Source organism: Rothia sp. BD8 (assembly GCF_044878465.1).
GTDB classification, from domain to species: domain Bacteria; phylum Actinomycetota; class Actinomycetes; order Actinomycetales; family Micrococcaceae; genus Rothia; species Rothia kristinae.
This window is the reverse complement of record NZ_JANJES010000003.1, coordinates 39868-57733: the sequence shown is the minus strand read 5'-3', so window position 1 is coordinate 57733 and position 17866 is coordinate 39868. Positions and strand designations below refer to the sequence as shown.

14 protein-coding genes are annotated in these 17866 nt (G+C 72.4%); 13 read left to right on the top strand and 1 reads right to left on the bottom strand.

Going from position 1 to position 17866, the window contains the following annotated elements; translation table 11 throughout:
• Positions 1-188: 188 nt before the first annotated feature.
• Together NQ707_RS03245 and NQ707_RS03240 are read left to right on the top strand one after the other, a co-directional pair.
• The gene (locus tag NQ707_RS03245; RefSeq protein ID WP_404434759.1) at positions 189-2417 is read left to right on the top strand and encodes a polyribonucleotide nucleotidyltransferase; all 2229 of its coding nucleotides are present in this window, start codon (positions 189-191) and stop codon (positions 2415-2417) included.
• Positions 2418-2547: 130 nt separating this feature from the next.
• Complete coding sequence (locus tag NQ707_RS03240; RefSeq protein ID WP_404434757.1) at positions 2548-3894, top strand: M16 family metallopeptidase; 1347 nt, start codon at positions 2548-2550, stop codon at positions 3892-3894.
• A gap of 46 nt (positions 3895-3940) precedes the next feature.
• Here the strand turns inward: NQ707_RS03240 and NQ707_RS03235 are convergent, their stop codons facing one another.
• A complete protein-coding gene (locus NQ707_RS03235; protein ID WP_404434755.1) occupies positions 3941-5905 on the bottom strand; it encodes an acyltransferase family protein in 1965 nt (654 codons plus the stop codon).
• Between the two features lie 180 nt (positions 5906-6085).
• Between NQ707_RS03235 and dapB the strand changes: the two genes are divergently transcribed.
• The 11 genes from dapB (at position 6086) to NQ707_RS03180 (ending at position 17810) form a co-directional block, all read left to right on the top strand.
• Positions 6086-6841, top strand: a complete 756-nt coding sequence (gene dapB / locus NQ707_RS03230) for a 4-hydroxy-tetrahydrodipicolinate reductase (protein ID WP_064725796.1) — start codon at positions 6086-6088, stop codon at positions 6839-6841.
• A 19-nt stretch (positions 6842-6860) separates the two neighbouring features.
• On the top strand, positions 6861-7475 hold the full coding sequence (locus NQ707_RS03225; protein WP_404434753.1) for a hypothetical protein: 615 nt from the start codon (positions 6861-6863) through the stop codon (positions 7473-7475).
• Between the two features lie 23 nt (positions 7476-7498).
• Positions 7499-8428 carry a 4-hydroxy-tetrahydrodipicolinate synthase gene (gene dapA, locus NQ707_RS03220; RefSeq protein WP_404434751.1) on the top strand — a complete coding sequence of 310 codons (930 nt, stop codon included), beginning with the start codon at positions 7499-7501 and terminating at the stop codon, positions 8426-8428.
• Between the two features lie 104 nt (positions 8429-8532).
• Positions 8533-10236 carry a ribonuclease J gene (locus tag NQ707_RS03215; protein ID WP_058743681.1) on the top strand — a complete coding sequence of 568 codons (1704 nt, stop codon included), beginning with the start codon at positions 8533-8535 and terminating at the stop codon, positions 10234-10236.
• Between the two features lie 61 nt (positions 10237-10297).
• The gene (locus NQ707_RS03210; RefSeq protein ID WP_328798869.1) at positions 10298-13411 is read left to right on the top strand and encodes a DNA translocase FtsK 4TM domain-containing protein; all 3114 of its coding nucleotides are present in this window, start codon (positions 10298-10300) and stop codon (positions 13409-13411) included.
• A 51-nt stretch (positions 13412-13462) separates the two neighbouring features.
• The gene (locus tag NQ707_RS03205) at positions 13463-14080 is read left to right on the top strand and encodes a CDP-alcohol phosphatidyltransferase family protein (protein ID WP_058730813.1); all 618 of its coding nucleotides are present in this window, start codon (positions 13463-13465) and stop codon (positions 14078-14080) included.
• Entirely contained in the window at positions 14077-14583 is a 507-nt protein-coding gene (locus tag NQ707_RS03200; RefSeq protein WP_064725826.1) for a CinA family protein, read from the top strand. Before NQ707_RS03205 ends, NQ707_RS03200 begins: the two co-directional genes overlap by 4 nt.
• A 219-nt stretch (positions 14584-14802) precedes the next feature.
• On the top strand, positions 14803-15255 hold the full coding sequence (locus NQ707_RS03195) for a helix-turn-helix domain-containing protein (protein ID WP_081046235.1): 453 nt from the start codon (positions 14803-14805) through the stop codon (positions 15253-15255).
• A 196-nt stretch (positions 15256-15451) separates the two neighbouring features.
• Positions 15452-15673 carry a DUF3046 domain-containing protein gene (locus NQ707_RS03190; RefSeq protein WP_061225233.1) on the top strand — a complete coding sequence of 74 codons (222 nt, stop codon included), beginning with the start codon at positions 15452-15454 and terminating at the stop codon, positions 15671-15673.
• Between the two features lie 290 nt (positions 15674-15963).
• Complete coding sequence (gene recA / locus NQ707_RS03185) at positions 15964-17097, top strand: recombinase RecA (RefSeq protein WP_061225232.1); 1134 nt, start codon at positions 15964-15966, stop codon at positions 17095-17097.
• Positions 17097-17810 carry a regulatory protein RecX gene (locus NQ707_RS03180; RefSeq protein WP_404434744.1) on the top strand — a complete coding sequence of 238 codons (714 nt, stop codon included), beginning with the start codon at positions 17097-17099 and terminating at the stop codon, positions 17808-17810. The genes recA and NQ707_RS03180 overlap by 1 nt, the downstream gene beginning before the upstream one ends.
• The last annotated feature ends 56 nt before the right edge of the window (positions 17811-17866 follow it).

The window sequence follows — 17866 nt, the reverse complement described above, 5'->3', positions numbered from 1 at the left end:
CCCATCGGGGTGCGGGCGCGAGCCGTCGCAAGTCCTCGGTAGTGGCCTCCGGACACCCGCCCCTCATCCACGCGGATGAGGCGGCGCACCGTCCGTGGGCCTCGATCGAAGGCTTGGAAGCTCCCCCGCACCCGACGATGGGCCTCGCCCGCGCGAGCATCATCCATCGAAGGAAAGGAAGGTGACCCATGGAGGGTCCCGAGATCCAGTTCGCAGAAGCCGTCATCGACAACGGCAGGTTCGGCCAGCGCACCGTGCGCTTCGAGACCGGCCGGCTGGCCCAGCAGGCCGCCGGCTCCACCCTGGTGTCCATCGACGACGACACCACCATGCTCTCCGCCACCTCCGTGGGCAAGCACCCGCGTGAGGGCTTCGACTTCTTCCCGCTGACGGTGGACGTCGAGGAGCGCATGTACGCCGCCGGGCGCATCCCCGGCTCCTTCTTCCGCCGCGAGGGCCGCCCGTCCACCGACGCGATCCTCGCCTGCCGCCTGATCGACCGCCCGCTGCGCCCGGCCTTCGGCAAGGGCATCCGCAACGAGGTCCAGGTGGTCGTGACCGTCCTGAGCATCGACCCGGACGAGATCTACAACACCGTGGCCATCAACGCCGCGTCCATGTCCACCACGCTGTCCGGCGTGCCCTTCCAGGGCCCGGTCGGCGGGGTGCGCATCGCCCTGATCGACGGCCAGTGGGTCGCGTTCCCCAAGCACTCCCAGCTGGCCGACGCCGTGTTCGACATGGCCGTGGCCGGGCGCATCGTCACCAAGGCCGACGGCACCCAGGACGTCGCGATCATGATGGTCGAGGCCGAGGCCACCGACGAGTCCTGGAACCTCATCCAGGACGGCGCCCAGGCGCCCACCGAGGAGATCGTCGCCGAGGGCCTGGAGGCCGCCAAGCCCTTCATCAAGGCCCTGTGCGAGGCCCAGGCGGACCTGGCCTCCCGCGCCGGCAAGCCCGCGATGGACCTGCCCCGCTTCGGCGGGTACGGCGACGACATCGCCGCGGCCGTGGAGTCCTACACCGAGCAGATCCGCGAGGTCTACTCGATCGCCGGCAAGCAGGAGCGCGAGCAGGCCTCCGCGGATCTGCAGCAGCGGATCCAGGAGGAGCTGGCCGGGGAGGGCAAGGAGTACGAGGAGCGCCTGGATGAGGTCAACGGCGCCTTCAACGCCCTGACCAAGAAGATCGTGCGCCAGCGCATCCTCACCGACCAGGTCCGCATCGACGGGCGCGGGCTGACCGACATCCGCCAGCTCACCGCCGAGGTCGAGGTCCTGCCGCGCGTGCACGGCTCCGCGATCTTCGAGCGCGGGGAGACCCAGATCATGGGTGTGACCACGCTGAACATGCTCAAGCTCGAGCAGACCATCGACTCCCTGTCCCCGGTCAAGGTCAAGCGCTACATCCACCACTACAACTTCCCGCCGTACTCCACCGGCGAGACCGGCCGCGTGGGCTCCCCGAAGCGGCGCGAGATCGGCCACGGCGCCCTGGCGGAGCGGGCCATCACCCCGGTGCTGCCCTCCCGCGAGGAGTTCCCCTACGCGATCCGCCAGGTCTCCGAGGCGCTGGGCTCCAACGGCTCCACCTCCATGGGCTCGGTGTGCGCCTCGACCCTGTCCCTGCTCAACGCCGGTGTGCCGCTGCGCGCCCCGGTGGCCGGCATCGCCATGGGCCTGGTCTCCGACGAGGTCGAGGGCCAGACCCGCTACGCGGCGCTGACCGACATCCTCGGCGCGGAGGACGCCCTGGGCGACATGGACTTCAAGGTCGCCGGCACCAAGGACTTCGTGACCGCGATCCAGCTGGACACCAAGCTGGACGGGATCCCCGCCTCCGTGCTGGGTGCGGCCCTGAAGCAGGCCCGCGAGGCGCGCCTGCACATCCTGGATGTGCTGACCGCGGCGATCTCCGAGCCGGATGAGATGAGCGAGTTCGCCCCGCGCATCATCACCGTGCACATCCCCGTGTCCAAGATCGGCGAGGTCATCGGGCCCAAGGGCAAGATGATCAACCAGATCCAGGAGGACACCGGCGCGGACATCACCGTGGAGGACGACGGCACGATCTACATCGGCGCCGTGGACGGCCCCTCGGCCGACGCCGCCCGCTCCGCGATCAACGCGATCGCCAACCCGCAGGTCCCCGAGGTGGGGGAGCGGTACCTGGGCACCGTGGTCAAGACCACGACCTTCGGCGCCTTCGTGTCCCTGACCCCCGGCAAGGACGGCCTGCTGCACATCTCCGAGCTGCGCAAGCTCAACGACGGCCAGCGCGTGAACGACGTCGAGGACGTCGTCTCCGTGGGCCAGAAGGTCCAGGTGGAGATCACCAAGGTCGACGACCGCGGCAAGCTCTCCCTGGCCCCGGTCGTCCTGGATGAGGACGAGCAGGAGGACGACGAGCAGTAGCTCGACCTCCCGCCGGCACCGGCCCCGGTCCGCGCGCTGAGCCCAGCGCCGCGGCCCGGGGCCGTTGCACGCCCGCGCCCTGCGCCATCCCCGCGCCATCCCCGCCCCACCACCGAGAGGATTCCCACCCGTGCCCTTCGATCTGCCCCTTGACGCCGCCTCGCTGACCCAGGAGCGCGCGCACCGCACCGGCCGCCTCGTCTGGGCCGGACAGGGCGGCAACGAGGTCCGCCGCTCCGTGCTGCCCGGTGGGGTCCGGGTGATCACCGAGCGGATGCCCGGTCAGCGCAGCGTGGCGGTGGGCTACTGGGTGGGCGTCGGCTCCCGGGATGAGCGCCCCGGGATGCTCGGCTCCACGCACTTCCTGGAGCACCTGCTGTTCAAGGGCACCCGCACCCGCTCCGCCCTGGACATCGCGCAGGCCTTCGACGCGGTGGGCGGGGAGTCCAACGCCCTGACGGCCAAGGAGCACACCTGCTACTACGCCCACGTGCTCGGGGAGGACGCGCCGATGGCCGCGGAGGTCATCGCGGACATGACGGCCGCCGCCGTCCTGGATCCGCGGGAGATGGAGCAGGAGCGCGGGGTGATCCTGGAGGAGCTGGCCATGGACCAGGACGACCCGATGGATGTGGCCTTCGAGCGGTTCACCGGGCAGGTCATGGGCGAGCACCCCCTGGGCCGGCCCATCGGCGGCACCCCGGAGGAGATCCGGGCGGTGGCCCGGGACGCCGTGGCCGAGCACTACCGCCGCCACTACACCCCGGATCGCCTGGTCGTCTCCGCGGCGGGGAACCTGGAGCACGGGGAGTTCGTCGGCTGGGTGCAGCGGGCCCTGACCGAGGCCGGCTGGGACCTCAGCGACGCCGCCGCCCTCCCGGCAGCGCGCCGGGTGCGCCGCGCCGCCGCGCTGTCCCCGCGGCTGGGTACCGAGACCGTGCGCCGCGACGTCGAGCAGGCGCACGTGCTGGTGGGCTCCACCGGGCTGATCGCCGGGCATGAGCAGCGCTTCGCGATGTCCGTGCTCAACGCCGCCCTGGGCGGGGGCATGTCCTCCCGGCTGTTCCAGGAGATCCGGGAGCGCCGGGGCCTGGCCTACTCCACGTTCTCCTACGCGGGCTCCTTCTCCGACGCCGGGTACTTCGGCCTGTACGCCGGGTGCGCCCCGGCCAAGGCCGAGCAGGTGCGCGCCCTGATGCGCTCCGAGCTGGAGCGGCTGGCCGAGCACGGCATCGGCGAGGCCGAGCTGGCGAAGGTCGCCGGGCAGCTGGGCGGGTCCACGGTGCTGGGCAGCGAGGATGTGGCCTCGCGGATGTTCCGGCTGGGCCGCTCCGAGCTGGACACCGGCCGCTTCCTGCCCCTGGACGAGCTGCTGGCCGAGCTGCGCGCGGTGACCGCCGAGCAGGTGCAGGCCCTGGCTGTGGACCTGGCGGATCGCCCGACCGTGACCACCCTGGTGATGCCCTCCGGCGCCTAGGACCCGCCGGGCGATGGTCGGGGCGGCCCGCAACCGATCCCGGTGATCAGCCCTCGCGGCCCGCGGTCTCCCGCTGCAGGTCCGTCTGCGCCGTCTTCACCGCATCCGCGATGGTCTGGGCGTAGAGCCGCTGGCCCTCCGGCTGCGGGTGCACCCCGTCGGAGACCAGCAGCTCGGGCTTGCCGTCGGAGGCCTTCGCCCAGTCCGCCACCTCGATGCGCGGCTGCTTCGCGGCGGCGTCGCGCTCGACGTCGTTGGACTGGTCCACCCAGGTGAGGTTCTCCGGGGCCTGGCCGGTGACCAGCACGATCTGGCGGACCTGCCCGGCCTCGGCGATGTCGGTCAGCTGCCGGATGTCATCCGGGGTGATCGCGGAGTTGGTGGACAGGGAGATCACCACGATCCGGCGCAGCTGGCCGGACTTCTGCTCCTCGCGCAGCAGCTGGATCCCGGCGTCGATGGTGCGGGAGACCTTCGCGTCGATGGCGATCCCGGGCAGCTTCTCCTGCAGGGCCTGGGCGGAGGCCAGCGTCACCGAGTCCCCGATCATCGTCACGTCCTGCCCGCCCGGGGCCGGGTGGTACGCGCTGTCCTTCTCCTCCTTCGCACCTGCTGAGGCGGAAGCCGATGCCGACGCCGACGGGGAGGCCGAGGCGCTGGGGGAGGGCTGGATGCTCAGCTGCTGCTCGCCCTCGGCCACCACCCGCTCGGCCTCGGTCTGCTCCGGGGCCTGCACGCAGGCCACCGCGGTGCCGGCCACCAGCAGACCCGCGGCCCCCAGGGCCGCGGCGGTGGCCCACCGGCGTCGGCCCGGGAAGCCCAGGTTCGCCAGCAGGTCCCGGGCGGCCCCGAGGAAGCCGCGGCGGCGCACGGGGTTCTCCAGGAAGTGGTAGGAGGCCGCGGCCACCGCCGTGGTCAGCACCAGCACGACGATCCCGCGCGCGGTGGCGGAGGCCTGCGGGGCGGCGTAGTGGGCCAGGACCATCAGCGGCCAGTGCCACAGGTACAGCCCGTAGGAGCGCCGCCCGATCCACACCAGCGGCGGCAGGCTCAGCAGCCGCCGCAGCCACTCCGCACCCAGCCCCCGCACATCCGGCAGCAGCGCCTGGATCAGCCCCAGCCCCAGCAGGGACGCGCCCAGCAGGCCCCACGGGAACAGCACCCCGGGGTGCTCCTCACTGAGCAGGCGCGCCGCGACCGGCAGCAGGGCCAGGCTCGCCCAGCCCACCAGGATCCGCGCGGCGTTGCGTCCGGGGGAGTAGGCCGCGTCCAGCCGGGGGATCCGGTAGCCGGGCTTCGGCGGGTACATGGACCAGGGGATCAGCAGGGCCAGGCACGCCCCGAGCATCAGTCCGAAGGCGTGGGTGTCCAGGCCGTAGTACACCCGGTCGGCGCTTCCGGTGACCCAGAACAGCACGAGCATCGCCAGCAGGGAGGCCGCGGCCAGCGCCGCGGGCACCAGGCGCCGACGCCGCCAGGTGTCCGCCAGCAGGCAGGTCAGCACCAGCAGCACCGGCCAGGCCAGGTAGAACTGCTCCTCCACGCCCAGGGACCAGAAGTTGGTGAACACCTCGGGGTTGGTGTCCCGGAAGTAGCCGTTGCCCGCGGCGATGTTGGTCCAGTTGGCGGTGTACGTCAGGGCGCCGAGCACCTGGCGGCGCAGCTGCACCGCGGCGTCCCCGCCCACCAGCCAGGCCAGGCAGGAGCACACCAGCACGCACAGCACCATCGCCGGGACCAGCCGGCGCAGCCGGCGCATCCAGAACTGCGGCAGATGCATCTTCCGGGTGTAGGCGGCCTCGCGCAGCAGCAGCGCGGTGATGAGGTACCCGGAGATCACGAAGAACAGGTCCACCCCGATCAGCCCGCCGGGCAGCGCCTGGGGCCACAGGTGGAACACGACGACGCCGATCACCGCCAGGGCCCGCAGACCATCCAGGCCACGCAGCACGAACCGTGGATCTCCGGCCTGCGGCGGCACCGGGGTGGAGAAGGGATTCGGGTTGTGCATCGGGGAAGGACGTCCTGACCGGGGGAGGGGTGAAAGCTACCGTGACCATCGTAGTCGCCGGGTCCGCCCCGCGCGGGCAGCCGCGCCACCGTGACGCGCCGGCCCCTGACGGAAGCGCCGCAGCGCCGAGCCCGGCCCGCGCCCGCTGCGGGCGCGCGGCGGCACGATAGGCTGGCGGACATGACTGAGCGAATCACCGTGGCCGTGCTGGGCGCGGCCGGACGCATGGGCTCCCAGGCCGTCACCGCCATCGAGCAGGCCCCGGACCTGCAGCTGGTGGCCGCCCTCGGCTCGGGGGACTCCCTCGAGGAGCTGATCGAGGCCGCCCCCGAGGTCGTCGTGGACCTCACCGTCCCGAAGGCCACCGAGGACAACGTCGCCTTCGCCGTGGACCACGGCATGCACGCGGTGGTCGGCACCACCGGGTGGGATGCGGCCAAGCTCTCCGCGCTGCGCGAGCGCCTGGTCGCCCACCCCGAGCTCGGGGTGCTGGTGGCGCCGAACTTCGCGATCGGGGCGGTGCTGGCCGAGCGCTTCGCCGCGGTCGCCGCCCGCTACTTCGACTCCGCCGAGGTCGTGGAGCTGCACCACCCGGATAAGCTCGACGCGCCCTCCGGCACCGCCCGGCACACCGCCGAGGCCATCGCCGCCGCCCGTGAGCAGGCCGGCCGGGGCCCTGTGCCCGACGCCACCGCCAGCGACCCCGACGGGGCGCGCGGGGCCGTGGTGGACGGCATCCACGTGCACGCGGTGCGCCTGCGCGGACTCGTCGCCCACGAGGAGATCCTCCTGGGGGATCCCGGCCAGCAGCTCACGATCCGCCACGACTCCTTCGACCGGGCCTCCTTCATGCCCGGGGTGCTCCTGGGTATCCGGAAGGTCCGCGAGGTCCCGGGCCTGACCCACGGGCTCGACGGCTTCCTGGACCTGGACTGATCCGGGCGGGCACCCCCTCGTGAGATCCCTGCGCGCCTTCACGGCCCTGGCCTGCCTGCTGCTGCTGGGCACCGTCTGGCTGCTGCCCCTGCCCGCCGCCACCCGCCTGGGCATCACCGTGGTCCTCGTCCTGTGCGGGGTCTTCGTCCTCGTGGACTCCACCGGCAAGGGCCGCACCTTCGCCGCGATCACCGTCGCCCTGCTGGTCCTGTACCTGGGGGTCACCGCCCAGCGCGGGGTGCTGCTGCTGCGCGGGGACGGCGGGACCCCCGGGATCCTGCTCGGCGTCGGCATGATCCTGCTGCCCGCACTCGGCGCGTGGGCCCTGGTGCGCGAGGTGCTGTTCGGGGTGCGCGTGCAGCGTCTGGGGCAGCGCCTCGGGAGGGAGGGCGGGCTGCCCGATCAGCCGCCGCGCACCGCCTCCGGGCGGATCGACCGGGAGGCCGCCGACGCCGCCTTCCCCGCCCGCCGCGCCGAGGTCGAGCGGGAGCCGGAGGACTGGAGGGCCTGGTTCCGCCTGGCCCTGGCCTACGACGCCGCCGGGGACCGCAAGCGCGCCCGCCGGGCCATGCGCGACGCCGTCGCCCTGGACCGGGGACGCCCCGCCCACCACCTGGCCGACGGCGAAGGATAGCCCCGGTGCGGTACCGTGGGAGCATGTCTGCGTCACCGGTGGAGTCCTCCCCCGAGCCCCAGCCCGTCTTCGGCCGCCTCCTGACGGCCATGGTCACCCCGTTCGCCGCGGACGGCTCCGTGGACGAGCAGGCCACCGCCGCGCTCGCGGCGGAGCTGGTGGACCGCGGCAACGACGGCCTGGTCGTGTGCGGGACCACCGGCGAGTACTCCACCATGACCGATGAGGAGAACGCCCGCGTCTTCCGCATCGTCAAGGAGGCCGTGGGGGATCGGGCCAGCGTCGTCGCCGGCGTCGGCTCCAACGACACTGCGCACACCCTGCACCTGGCCGAGCTGGCCGAGGGCGTCGGGGTGGACGGGCTGCTGGTGGTCACCCCCTACTACAACAAGCCCACCCAGGCCGGGCTGCGGGCGCACTTCTCCACCGTGGCCGACGCCGTGCACACCCCCGTGATGCTCTACGACATCCCCGGGCGCGCCGGCATCCCCATCGCCCCGGACACCTACCGGGCGCTGGCCGAGCACCCCAACATCGTGGCCGTGAAGGACGCCAAGGCGGACTTCGCCGCGGCCACCGAGGTCATGGCCACCACGGACCTGCAGTACTACTCCGGGGACGACGGGCTGACCCTGCCCTGGATGGCGCTGGGCGCCGTCGGGCTCGTCGGGGTCACCACCCACGTGGTCCCGGAGGCCTTCCGCGCGCTGATCGACGCGATCGTCGCCGGGGATCTGGCCACCGCCCAGCGCCTGCACCGACAGCTGCACCCCGTGGTCACCGCGACCATGACCCGGGTGCCCGGGGCCGTGGCCGCCAAGACCATCCTGGCCTGGCAGGGCCGGCTCGCCTCCGACGCCGTGCGCCTGCCGCACGTGGGCCCCACCGAGGAGGAGGTCGCCCGCATGCGCGCGGACCTGGCCGACTCCCCGGCCGCAGACACCCTGCGCTGAGGCGCAGACCGGACAGACCATCCATCGACCCGGCGTCGATGACATCCCCGGGCCGCCGAGCCGCCACGGCGTCGGCCGCCCCGCAACCGAACGAAAGGGGTCCCATGACCCAGATCCAGTACGACCTCCCCAAGCCGCCCAAGCTCGGCCGAGACACCCTGCGCGTGATGCCGCTGGGCGGGCTCGGCGAGGTCGGGCGCAACATGACCGTCTACGAGCTCAACGGCAAGCTGCTGATCGTGGACTGCGGGGTGCTCTTCCCCGAGGAGACCCAGCCCGGCGTGGACCTGATCCTCCCGGACCTCAGCCACATCCTGGACCGCCTGGACGACGTCGTCGCCATGGTCCTGACCCACGGGCACGAGGACCACATCGGCGCCGTGCCGTATCTGCTCAAGCGCCGCCCGGACATCCCCATCATCGGCTCGCAGCTGACCCTCGCCCTGGTCGAGGCCAAGCTGCAGGAGCACCGCATCAAGGCCAAGTCCCTCGCGGTGGTCGCCGGGGACGTGGAGGACCTCAAGCCCTTCGAGTGCGAGTTCGTGGCCGTGAACCACTCCATCCCGGATGCGCTCGCGGTGTTCATCCGCACCACGGCCGGCACCGTGCTGCACACCGGCGACTTCAAGATGGACCAGCTGCCCCTGGACGGGCGGATCACGGACCTGCGCCACTTCTCCCGCCTGGGCGAGGAGGGCGTGGACCTGTTCCTGCCGGATTCCACCAACGCCGAGGTCCCCGGCTTCACCCCCACGGAGAAGAACATCGGCGGGGTGCTCTCCTCGATCTTCCGGGACGCCCCCAAGCGGATCATCGTCGCCTCGTTCTCCTCGCACGTGCACCGCGTGCAGCAGGTCATCGACGCCGCCGCCGAGCACGGGCGCAAGGTGGCCCTGGTGGGCCGCTCGATGGTGCGCAACATGACCATCGCGGAGAAGCTGGGCTATCTGCAGGTGCCCAAGAACACGCTGATCGATCTCAAGGACGTCGAGCGGTACCGCGACGACGAGGTTGTGCTCATGTGCACCGGGTCCCAGGGAGAGCCGATGGCGGCCCTGTCCCGCATGGCCTCAGGGGACCACCGGGTGCAGATCGAGGAGGGGGACACCATCATCCTGGCCTCCTCGCTGATCCCCGGCAACGAGAACAGCGTCTTCCGGATCATCAACGGCCTGCTCAAGCTCGGCGCCAACGTGATCCACAAGGGCAACGCCAAGGTGCACGTCTCCGGGCACGCCGCCGCCGGGGAGCTGCTGTACTGCTACAACATCCTCGAGCCCGAGTACGTCATGCCGGTGCACGGCGAGGTCCGCCACCTGATCGCCAACGGCAAGCTCGCGGTGCAGACCGGCGTGCCGGAGGAGAACGTGCTGCTCGGGGAGTCCGGGATCGTCGTGGACATGAAGGACCACCGGGCCAAGATCGTCGGGGCCGTGGAGTGCGGCTACGTGTACGTGGACGGCAAGTCCGTCGGCGAGATCACCGACCAGGACCTCAAGGACCGCCGCACCCTCGGCGAGGAGGGCTTCGTCTCGATCATCACCGTGGTGGACCGCCGGTCCAAGCGCGTGGTGGCCGGCCCGGACATCCACGCCCGCGGCGTCGCGGAGGACGACTCCGTGTTCAAGTCCATCACCCCCAAGATCTCCTCCGCCCTGGAGGAGGCCCTCAAGGAGGGCGGCAAAGCGCCGAGCAACCACCAGCTGCAGCAGGTGGTGCGCCGGACCATGGGACAGTGGATCGCCCGGAAGCTGCGCCGCAAGCCCATGATCATCCCGGTGGTCGTGGAGGCCGGCAAGGACAAGTAGGAAGCCCCCGGGCCCGCGCCCAACGGTGCGGACCCGCGCGCATGAACTACCCTTGGAGGATATGGCGCCTCGAACTTCCCCCTCCGCGACCTCCGGCTCCAAGGGATCCTCCCGCTCCGCGAAGACCTCCGCGACGAAGACCGGCCGCGGCCGCTCCGGCTCCCGCGCACCCCAGCAGACCGGCCCCCGCCCCAACCCCCTGGTGCGGGCGCTCAGCGCCGCCTGGCTGGGCCTGGCCCACCTCGTCGGCGGGGCCGTGCGGCGCATGGGCACCCTGCGCACCGAGCTGGACCCGCAGGACCGGCGCGACGGCGGCGCCCTGCTGATGCTGCTGCTGGCCCTGATCACCGCCGCCGTCGAGTGGTGGAACCTCGCCGGGGCCTCCTCCCAGGCCATCGCCTGGCCGGCCGGGGCCTGGCACGCCGTGGTCGCCGGGACCTTCGGGCTGATGGCCCTGCTCGCCCCCGTCCTGCTGGGCGGATTCAGCCTGCGCGCCTTCCGCCACCCCACCGAGATGCGCGCCAACAACCGCATCGCCGTCGGGCTGCTGCTGATGATGATCTCCGGCTCCGCGGTCTTCGACCTCGCCGCGGGCTCGCCGACCACCCACGACGGGCTGCTGGCGATCCGCGAGGCCGGCGGCGTCGTGGGCCTGCTGGCCGGGGGCACCGTGGCCAAGCTGCTCACCGTGCCCGGGGCGTGGACCCTGCACGTGCTGCTGCTGATCATCTCCCTGCTGATCATCACCGCGACCCCCGTGCGCCAGATCATCCCGCGGCTGCGCGCCGGCCTGACCCGGCTGCTCGGGGAGCGGCCCGAGCGCCCCGGGGCCGACGAGCACGACCGCTCCTATCTGGACGGCCCCTACGTCGAGGACGCCCCGAGCACGCGCCGGGGCCGCCGGAAGAAGGGCAGGGACCGCTCCCGCCCGACCCCGGCCCTGGACTCCTACGAGGCGGATGAGCCCTACACCCGGGCGGTGGTGGACCGGGAGGAGACCGGAGCCTCCCCGGAGGCCGATTCGACGCAGCCGCAGGGTTCGCGCCGGAAGCGGAAGAAGTCCGAGCTGTTCGACCTCGGCAAGTTCAACCGCGCCCGCGCCGCCCAGGAGCAGCCCATCGAGACCGCCGAGACCGGGCCGATCCTGCGCGACCCCTTCGGCGAGCAGGAGGAGGCCACCCGGGTGCTGCGGGATCGGGACGCGGGCGCCCCCGACGCCGAGGACGCCGGGGCCGTGGACCCCGACGCCACCCAGGTGCTGGAGGACGATCAGACCCACACCGCCCCGGCCCGAGGCTCCTCGCACCGCGCCGCGCAGCGCGGGGCCCGCCGGGGTGTCTCGGCCTCCGCGGGCGACGCCGCCCCGGCAGCCGGGGCGGCCGCGGCCCCCGCCGGAGCCGCGACCCCGGAGGCCCCGGCCGAACACCCGGAGCACCCCGCCCAGGACGTCTCCCCGCTCATCGAGCGCGCCGAACCCGCCGAGCCCGCGGACCTCGGCGCGGGGACCGAGGCCGCCGCGGGGGAGCAGATCCCGCGGGCCCACCCCCAGCGCGGGGCCGCCCGGGAGACCGCGCTGGCCACCACCGATTACGTCCTGCCCCGCCAGTCCCTGCTCGTGCAGGGACCCCCGGCCAAGGAGCGCTCGGAGGTCAACGACGCCGTCGTGGCCTCCCTGACCGACGTGCTCGAGCAGTTCAGCGTCGACGCGGAGGTCACCGGCTTCTCCCGCGGCCCCACGGTCACCCGCTACGAGATCGAGCTGGGCCCGGGCACGAAGGTCGAGCAGGTCACCCGCCTGTCCAAGAACATCGCCTACGCGGTGGCCAGCGCGGACGTGCGCATCCTCTCTCCGATCCCGGGCAAGTCCGCGATCGGCATCGAGATCCCCAATACGGACCGGGAGACCGTGGCCCTGGGCGATGTGCTGCGCTCCGGGAAGGCCCACGCCTCCCCGCACCCGATGGTCATGGGCGTGGGCAAGGACGTGGAGGGCGGCTACGTCGTTGCCAACCTCGCCAAGATGCCGCACATGCTGGTGGCCGGGGCCACCGGGGCGGGCAAGTCCTCCTTCGTCAACTCCATGATCACCTCGATCCTCATGCGTGCGACCCCGGACGAGGTCCGCCTGATCATGGTGGACCCCAAGCGCGTGGAGCTGACCGCCTACGAGGGCGTGCCGCACCTGATCACCCCGATCATCACCAACCCGAAGAAGGCCTCCGAGGCCCTGCAGTGGGTGGTCAAGGAGATGGACGCCCGCTACGACGACCTCTCCCACTTCGGGTTCAAGCACATCGACGACTTCAACCGCGCGGTGCGCGAAGGCCGTGTGCAGCCCGAGCCCGGCTCCAAGCGCACCATCCGGCCCTACCCGTACCTGCTGGTCATCGTGGATGAGCTGGCGGACCTGATGATGGTCGCCCCGCGGGACGTGGAGGACGCGATCGTGCGCATCACCCAGCTGGCCCGTGCGGCCGGGATCCACCTGGTGCTGGCCACCCAGCGGCCCTCCGTGGACGTGGTCACCGGGTTGATCAAGGCCAACGTGCCCTCCCGCATGGCCTTCGCGACCTCCTCCGCGACCGACTCCCGGGTGGTCCTGGATCAGACGGGTGCTGAGACGCTGATCGGGCAGGGCGATGCGCTGTTCCTGCCGATGGGCGCCTCCAAGCCGATGCGCGTGCAGGGCGCGTGGGTCTCCGAATCCGAGATCCACGACGTCGTCGCCCACGTCAAGACGCAGATGCCGGTCAGCTACCGGCCCGACGTCACCCAGGAGGCCCCGAAGAAGACCATCGACGAGGACATCGGGGACGACCTGGACGTGCTGCTGCAGGCCGCGGAGCTGGTCATCAACACCCAGTTCGGCTCCACCTCGATGCTGCAGCGCAAGCTGCGGGTGGGCTTCGCGAAGGCCGGGCGGCTGATGGACCTGCTGGAGTCCCGGGAGATCGTCGGGCCCTCGGAGGGATCCAAGGCCCGGGACGTGCTCGTGGCCCCGGATGACCTGCCGGCCGCCCTGGCCCGCATCCAGGGCCAGGAGCCCCCGGCCGCCCCTGCCGCGTCCGCGCCCGCGGACCTCGTGGGAGAATCGCAGCAGGAACCCGCCCGGGACTGGCAGGACGACGCCGAGTCCGCGGACTCCGAGGATGCCTGGCAGCTGACCGGGCGCTGATCGCCGCGGGGCCGCCGGGCCCCGCGGCACAGGAAGAGGGAAGGGACACCGATGAGCACCGCGCCGACCGGCGAGCCGAAGCCGTCCAACTGGAACCTGCCGAATGCGCTGACGACCGTGCGCATCCTCCTGGTTCCCTTCTTCATCTGGTTCCTGTGGGCCGGCGGCCCGTGGGGCGCGGACGCCCTGGGGATGCGCTGGGCCGCCGTCGTCGTGTTCGGCGTCGCGATGTACACGGACAAGCTGGACGGGGACCTGGCCCGCTCCCGCAACCTGATCACCGACTACGGCAAGATCGCGGACCCGATCGCGGACAAGCTGCTGACGGGCTCGGCCTTCGTGGTGCTCTCGCTGCTGGGGGAGCTGTGGTGGTGGGTCACGATCGTGATCCTCGTGCGCGAATGGGGGATCACCCTGATGCGCTTCGCGGTCCTGCGCTACGGGGTCATGCCGGCGTCGAAGGGCGGCAAGCTCAAGACGGTGCTGCAGACCATCGCCCTGGTCCTGCTCATCCTTCCGCTGGGCGCCCTGGGCACCGGCTGGCTGGTGCCCGGGTGGATCGTGATGGGCGCGGCCCTGGTGGTCACCGTGGTGACGGGGCTGGACTACGTGGTCCAGGCCGCGCGCCTGCGCCGCCGCGCCCTGTCCTCCGGGGGTGCGGCCCGATGAGCCCGCACGCGGGCCAGCCTGGGCCGGGCCGCACCCAGGAGCAGGCCGTGCGGCTGCTGCGCGAGCGGGGCCAGAGCGTGGCCACGGCCGAATCCCTGACCGCCGGGCTGATCAGCGCGAGCCTGGCCGAGGTGCCGGGGGCCTCCGCGGTGCTGCGCGGCGGCGTCGTCTCCTACGCCGCCGAGGTCAAGGAGGCGCTGCTGGGGGTGGACCCGGAGCTGATCGCCTCGCGCGGCACGGTGGATCCCGACGTCGCCCGGGCGATGGCCCGCGGCGCCCGCCGGGCCTGCGCCGCGGACTGGGGGATCTCCGCCACCGGAGCGGCCGGGCCGGAGCCGCACGACGGCAAGCCCGTCGGCACGGTGTACCTGGGGATCGCGGGCCCGGCGGAGGCCGAGACGGTCCTCGAGCTGCACCTGACCGGGGATCGTGAGCGCATCCGGACCGAGAGCGCCCGGCGGGCCCTGGAGACCCTGGTGGAGCAGCTGAGCCGCGGACGGTGACCGAACGGTGACCTGTTGTTCACCGATCTGCCAGGTTACTCCCAGGTCCCTGCCCGGCGCGGGGGGAATGAACGCACAGGTGAGGCGGTTGTAGTGGGTGATGACGGACCGGCAGGACCGGCCACTGCGTGGGCACCCGCCGCAGGCGGAGCCCCGAGGAACCACCCGGAGGACCCGGTCGGACCGTCGTTCGCTTCGAGTAGGGAGATAGGCAAGACCATGACCAAGCAGCCCGTGTCCGTCAACGGCGTCGTCCGCTGGAAGGACGTCAGCCGCCCCGAGACCGCTACCCCCGCCCACCAGGAGCCCAAGATGATCGTCCTGCGCCACGAGATCGGCGAGGTGCTGCGCGACGTCCGCCAGCGCCAGAACCGCACCCTGCGCGAGGTCTCCCACAGCGCCCGCGTGTCCCTCGGCTACCTCAGCGAGGTCGAGCGCGGCCAGAAGGAGGCCTCGTCCGAGCTGCTCGCCTCGATCTGCAGCGCCCTGGACATCCCCCTGTCCCAGATGCTGCGCGAGGTGGCCGACCGGGTCGCCGCCGGCGAGGGCCTGCGCATCCCGGACACCGTGCCTACCGAGTTCGACGAGGAGTTCCGCCGTGAGTACGGCGCCGGGGCCACCGGCACCAAGGATCTGCCGGGCGCGCCGCGTCCGCGTCCGATCGCGCACTGATCCGCCGCACCCTGCCGAGGCCCGCGCCGAGCACCGGCGGGAGGCGGCAGCCTGCCGGCCCGGCCCGCAGCCTGAGGACCCCGCGTCCGCACCCCACCTTCGGGGTGCGGATGCGGGGTTCTCGCGCGGACGGGCACCGGACAGCGGGCCCAGCTCGGCGGGCACCGCGCGGGCGCGATCTCAGGAAGGAGGAGGGATGAAGCTCTCGGAGTTCTGGCGCTCCATGGAGGAGGAGTTCGGCCGCGGCTACGCGCGCGTCGTCGCCGCCCAGACGGTGCTCGACGCCGCCGGGAACCGCACCGCCGAGGAGGCCCTGGCCGCGGGGATGAAGCCCCTGGCCGTCTGGCAGGCCGTGTGCCGCCAGCACGACCTGCCCGAGGACCGCTGGCTCGGGGCGGATCCGGGCGAGCCCCGCTGAGGCGAAGCCCGGCATCTCGCGGAGCGCCGGCGGCCGGTGTTCGAGCGCCGAAGCGCGTTCGAAGGGGTGTTCGAAGATCTGTTCGGACTGCGTTACACTGGCTGCAGAGGAGGCGCGGTCACCGCCCGGCGCGTCCCCGGCCCACCGGGACCCGGACCCGGGCTCCCGTTATCCACAGAGCGGGCGAGCCCCCTTCGATCTGTCAGTCGGGGCCGTTACCGTGAGGATCGAACCGCAGGACCAACCACCGTCGCACCGGAACCGGCGCGGCGATCAGAATCGAGGAGACCATGGCTGCCAAAGCACGCAACAACGCCCCGGTGTCCCGGGCCACCGGCTCGGACCGGGAGAAGGCCCTGGAGTCCGTGCTCGCCCAGATCGACAAGAACTACGGCAAGGGCTCCGTCATGCGCCTGGGGGACCGGGAGGCCGTGAAGACGGAGACCGTCTCCACCGGCGCCCTGTCCCTGGACGTCGCCCTGGGCATCGGCGGCCTGCCGCGCGGGCGCGTCGTGGAGATCTACGGCCCGGAGTCCTCCGGTAAGACCACGGTCGCCCTGCACGCGGTGGCCAACGCCCAGAAGAACGGGGGGATCGCTGCGTTCATCGATGCGGAGCACGCCCTGGACCCGGTCTACGCGGAGAAGCTCGGCGTGGACACGGATGCCCTGCTGGTCTCCCAGCCGGACACCGGCGAGCAGGCCCTGGAGATCATGGACATGCTCGTGGGCTCCGGCTCCATCGACATCATCGTCGTGGACTCCGTGGCCGCCCTGACCCCGCGCGCGGAGATCGAGGGCGAGATGGGCGACTCCCACGTGGGTCTGCAGGCCCGCCTGATGTCCCAGGCGCTGCGCAAGATCACCGGGCGCCTGTCCCAGACCGGCACCACCGCGATCTTCATCAACCAGCTGCGCGAGAAGATCGGCGTGTTCTTCGGCTCCCCGGAGACCACCACCGGCGGCAAGGCGCTGAAGTTCTACGCCTCGGTGCGCATCGACATCCGTCGCATCGAGACCCTGAAGGACGGGGCCAACCCCATCGGCTCGCGGACCAAGGCCAAGATCGTGAAGAACAAGATGGCCCCGCCGTTCAAGCAGGCCGAGTTCGACATCCTCTACGGGGAGGGCATCTCCGTGGAGGGCGGCATCATCGACATGGCCGTGGAGTCCGGGATCGTCAAGAAGTCCGGCGCCTGGTTCACCTACGAGGGGGACCAGCTGGGCCAGGGCAAGGAGAACGCCCGCCGCTTCCTCAAGGACAACCCCGAGCTGGCCGAGGAGATCCAGCACAAGACGCTGATCAAGGCCGGGATCATCGACGCCGAGGAGGGCGAGGAGTCCCAGGAGGCTCCCGCGGGCGTCGGCGCGGGCATCGACGAGCTGGGTGATGACCCGCTGGACGCCCTGCCCGAGAACTTCTGATGAGCGATTCCAGCCCGCACGGCCGACGCCGCGGACCCGTCACGGGCCGCGGCGTCGGCCGTCGGCGCACCGGACGCAGCCTGGGCGCTCCCGCAGCAGCCCCGGTCTCCTCGACGCCGTCCTCAGGGCCGAACACCGGGGACGGGCGGAGGGACGCGGGGCGGCCTCCAGCCGAGGGATCGGCCCCGCGCACCCCGGAGGAGGCGGAATACGCCCGGGCCAAGGAGATCCTGCTGCGCCAGCTCACCGCCGCCGCCCGCTCCCGCGCCCAGCTGGCGCAGAAGCTCGCGGAGAAGGAGATCTCCGAGGAGACGGCCACCCGCATCCTGGACCGCTACGAGGATCTCGGTCTGATCGACGACGCCGAATACGCCGCGATGTACGTACGCAGCCGCTCCGCCAGCAGGAAGCTCGCCCGCCCGGCCCTGCGCCGGGAGCTCGCGCAGAAGGGCATCGACCCGGAGACCGCCGAGCGGGCCCTGACCCAGCGCACCGAGGAGGAGGAGCGCGAGGACGCCCGCGCGCTGGTGCGCCGTCGGCTGCGCCCCGAGCGGGACCTGGACGACCCGGCCCAGCGGGAGAAGGCCCTGCGTCGGCTGGTCGCGATGCTGGCCCGCCGAGGCTACGCCCCCGGCGCGGCCTTCGAGATCGTGCGCACGGTCATGGCCGAGCACGGGGAGACGCGTCTGGAGGAGCCACCGGGGCTGGCCTGACCCGGGCCGGTGGACTTGATCCGGCACGTCCCGGCGCCCGCGGCGGTCTTGTACCC

What these genes read in the sequence shown, in the direction of transcription:
- NQ707_RS03200 (WP_064725826.1), top strand. Translation starts at nt 14,077, where the DNA reads ATGAGCCCGCACGCGGGCCAGCCTGGGCCGGGCCGCACCCAGGAGCAG.
- dapB (WP_064725796.1), top strand. Translation starts at nt 6,086, where the DNA reads ATGACTGAGCGAATCACCGTGGCCGTGCTGGGCGCGGCCGGACGCATG.
- NQ707_RS03215 (WP_058743681.1), top strand. Translation starts at nt 8,533, where the DNA reads ATGACCCAGATCCAGTACGACCTCCCCAAGCCGCCCAAGCTCGGCCGA.
- NQ707_RS03190 (WP_061225233.1), top strand. Translation starts at nt 15,452, where the DNA reads ATGAAGCTCTCGGAGTTCTGGCGCTCCATGGAGGAGGAGTTCGGCCGC.
- NQ707_RS03210 (WP_328798869.1), top strand. Translation starts at nt 10,298, where the DNA reads ATGGCGCCTCGAACTTCCCCCTCCGCGACCTCCGGCTCCAAGGGATCC.
- recA (WP_061225232.1), top strand. Translation starts at nt 15,964, where the DNA reads ATGGCTGCCAAAGCACGCAACAACGCCCCGGTGTCCCGGGCCACCGGC.
- NQ707_RS03235 (WP_404434755.1), bottom strand. Translation starts at nt 5,905, where the DNA reads ATGCACAACCCGAATCCCTTCTCCACCCCGGTGCCGCCGCAGGCCGGA.
- NQ707_RS03205 (WP_058730813.1), top strand. Translation starts at nt 13,463, where the DNA reads ATGAGCACCGCGCCGACCGGCGAGCCGAAGCCGTCCAACTGGAACCTG.
- dapA (WP_404434751.1), top strand. Translation starts at nt 7,499, where the DNA reads ATGTCTGCGTCACCGGTGGAGTCCTCCCCCGAGCCCCAGCCCGTCTTC.
- NQ707_RS03180 (WP_404434744.1), top strand. Translation starts at nt 17,097, where the DNA reads ATGAGCGATTCCAGCCCGCACGGCCGACGCCGCGGACCCGTCACGGGC.
- NQ707_RS03245 (WP_404434759.1), top strand. Translation starts at nt 189, where the DNA reads ATGGAGGGTCCCGAGATCCAGTTCGCAGAAGCCGTCATCGACAACGGC.
- NQ707_RS03195 (WP_081046235.1), top strand. Translation starts at nt 14,803, where the DNA reads ATGACCAAGCAGCCCGTGTCCGTCAACGGCGTCGTCCGCTGGAAGGAC.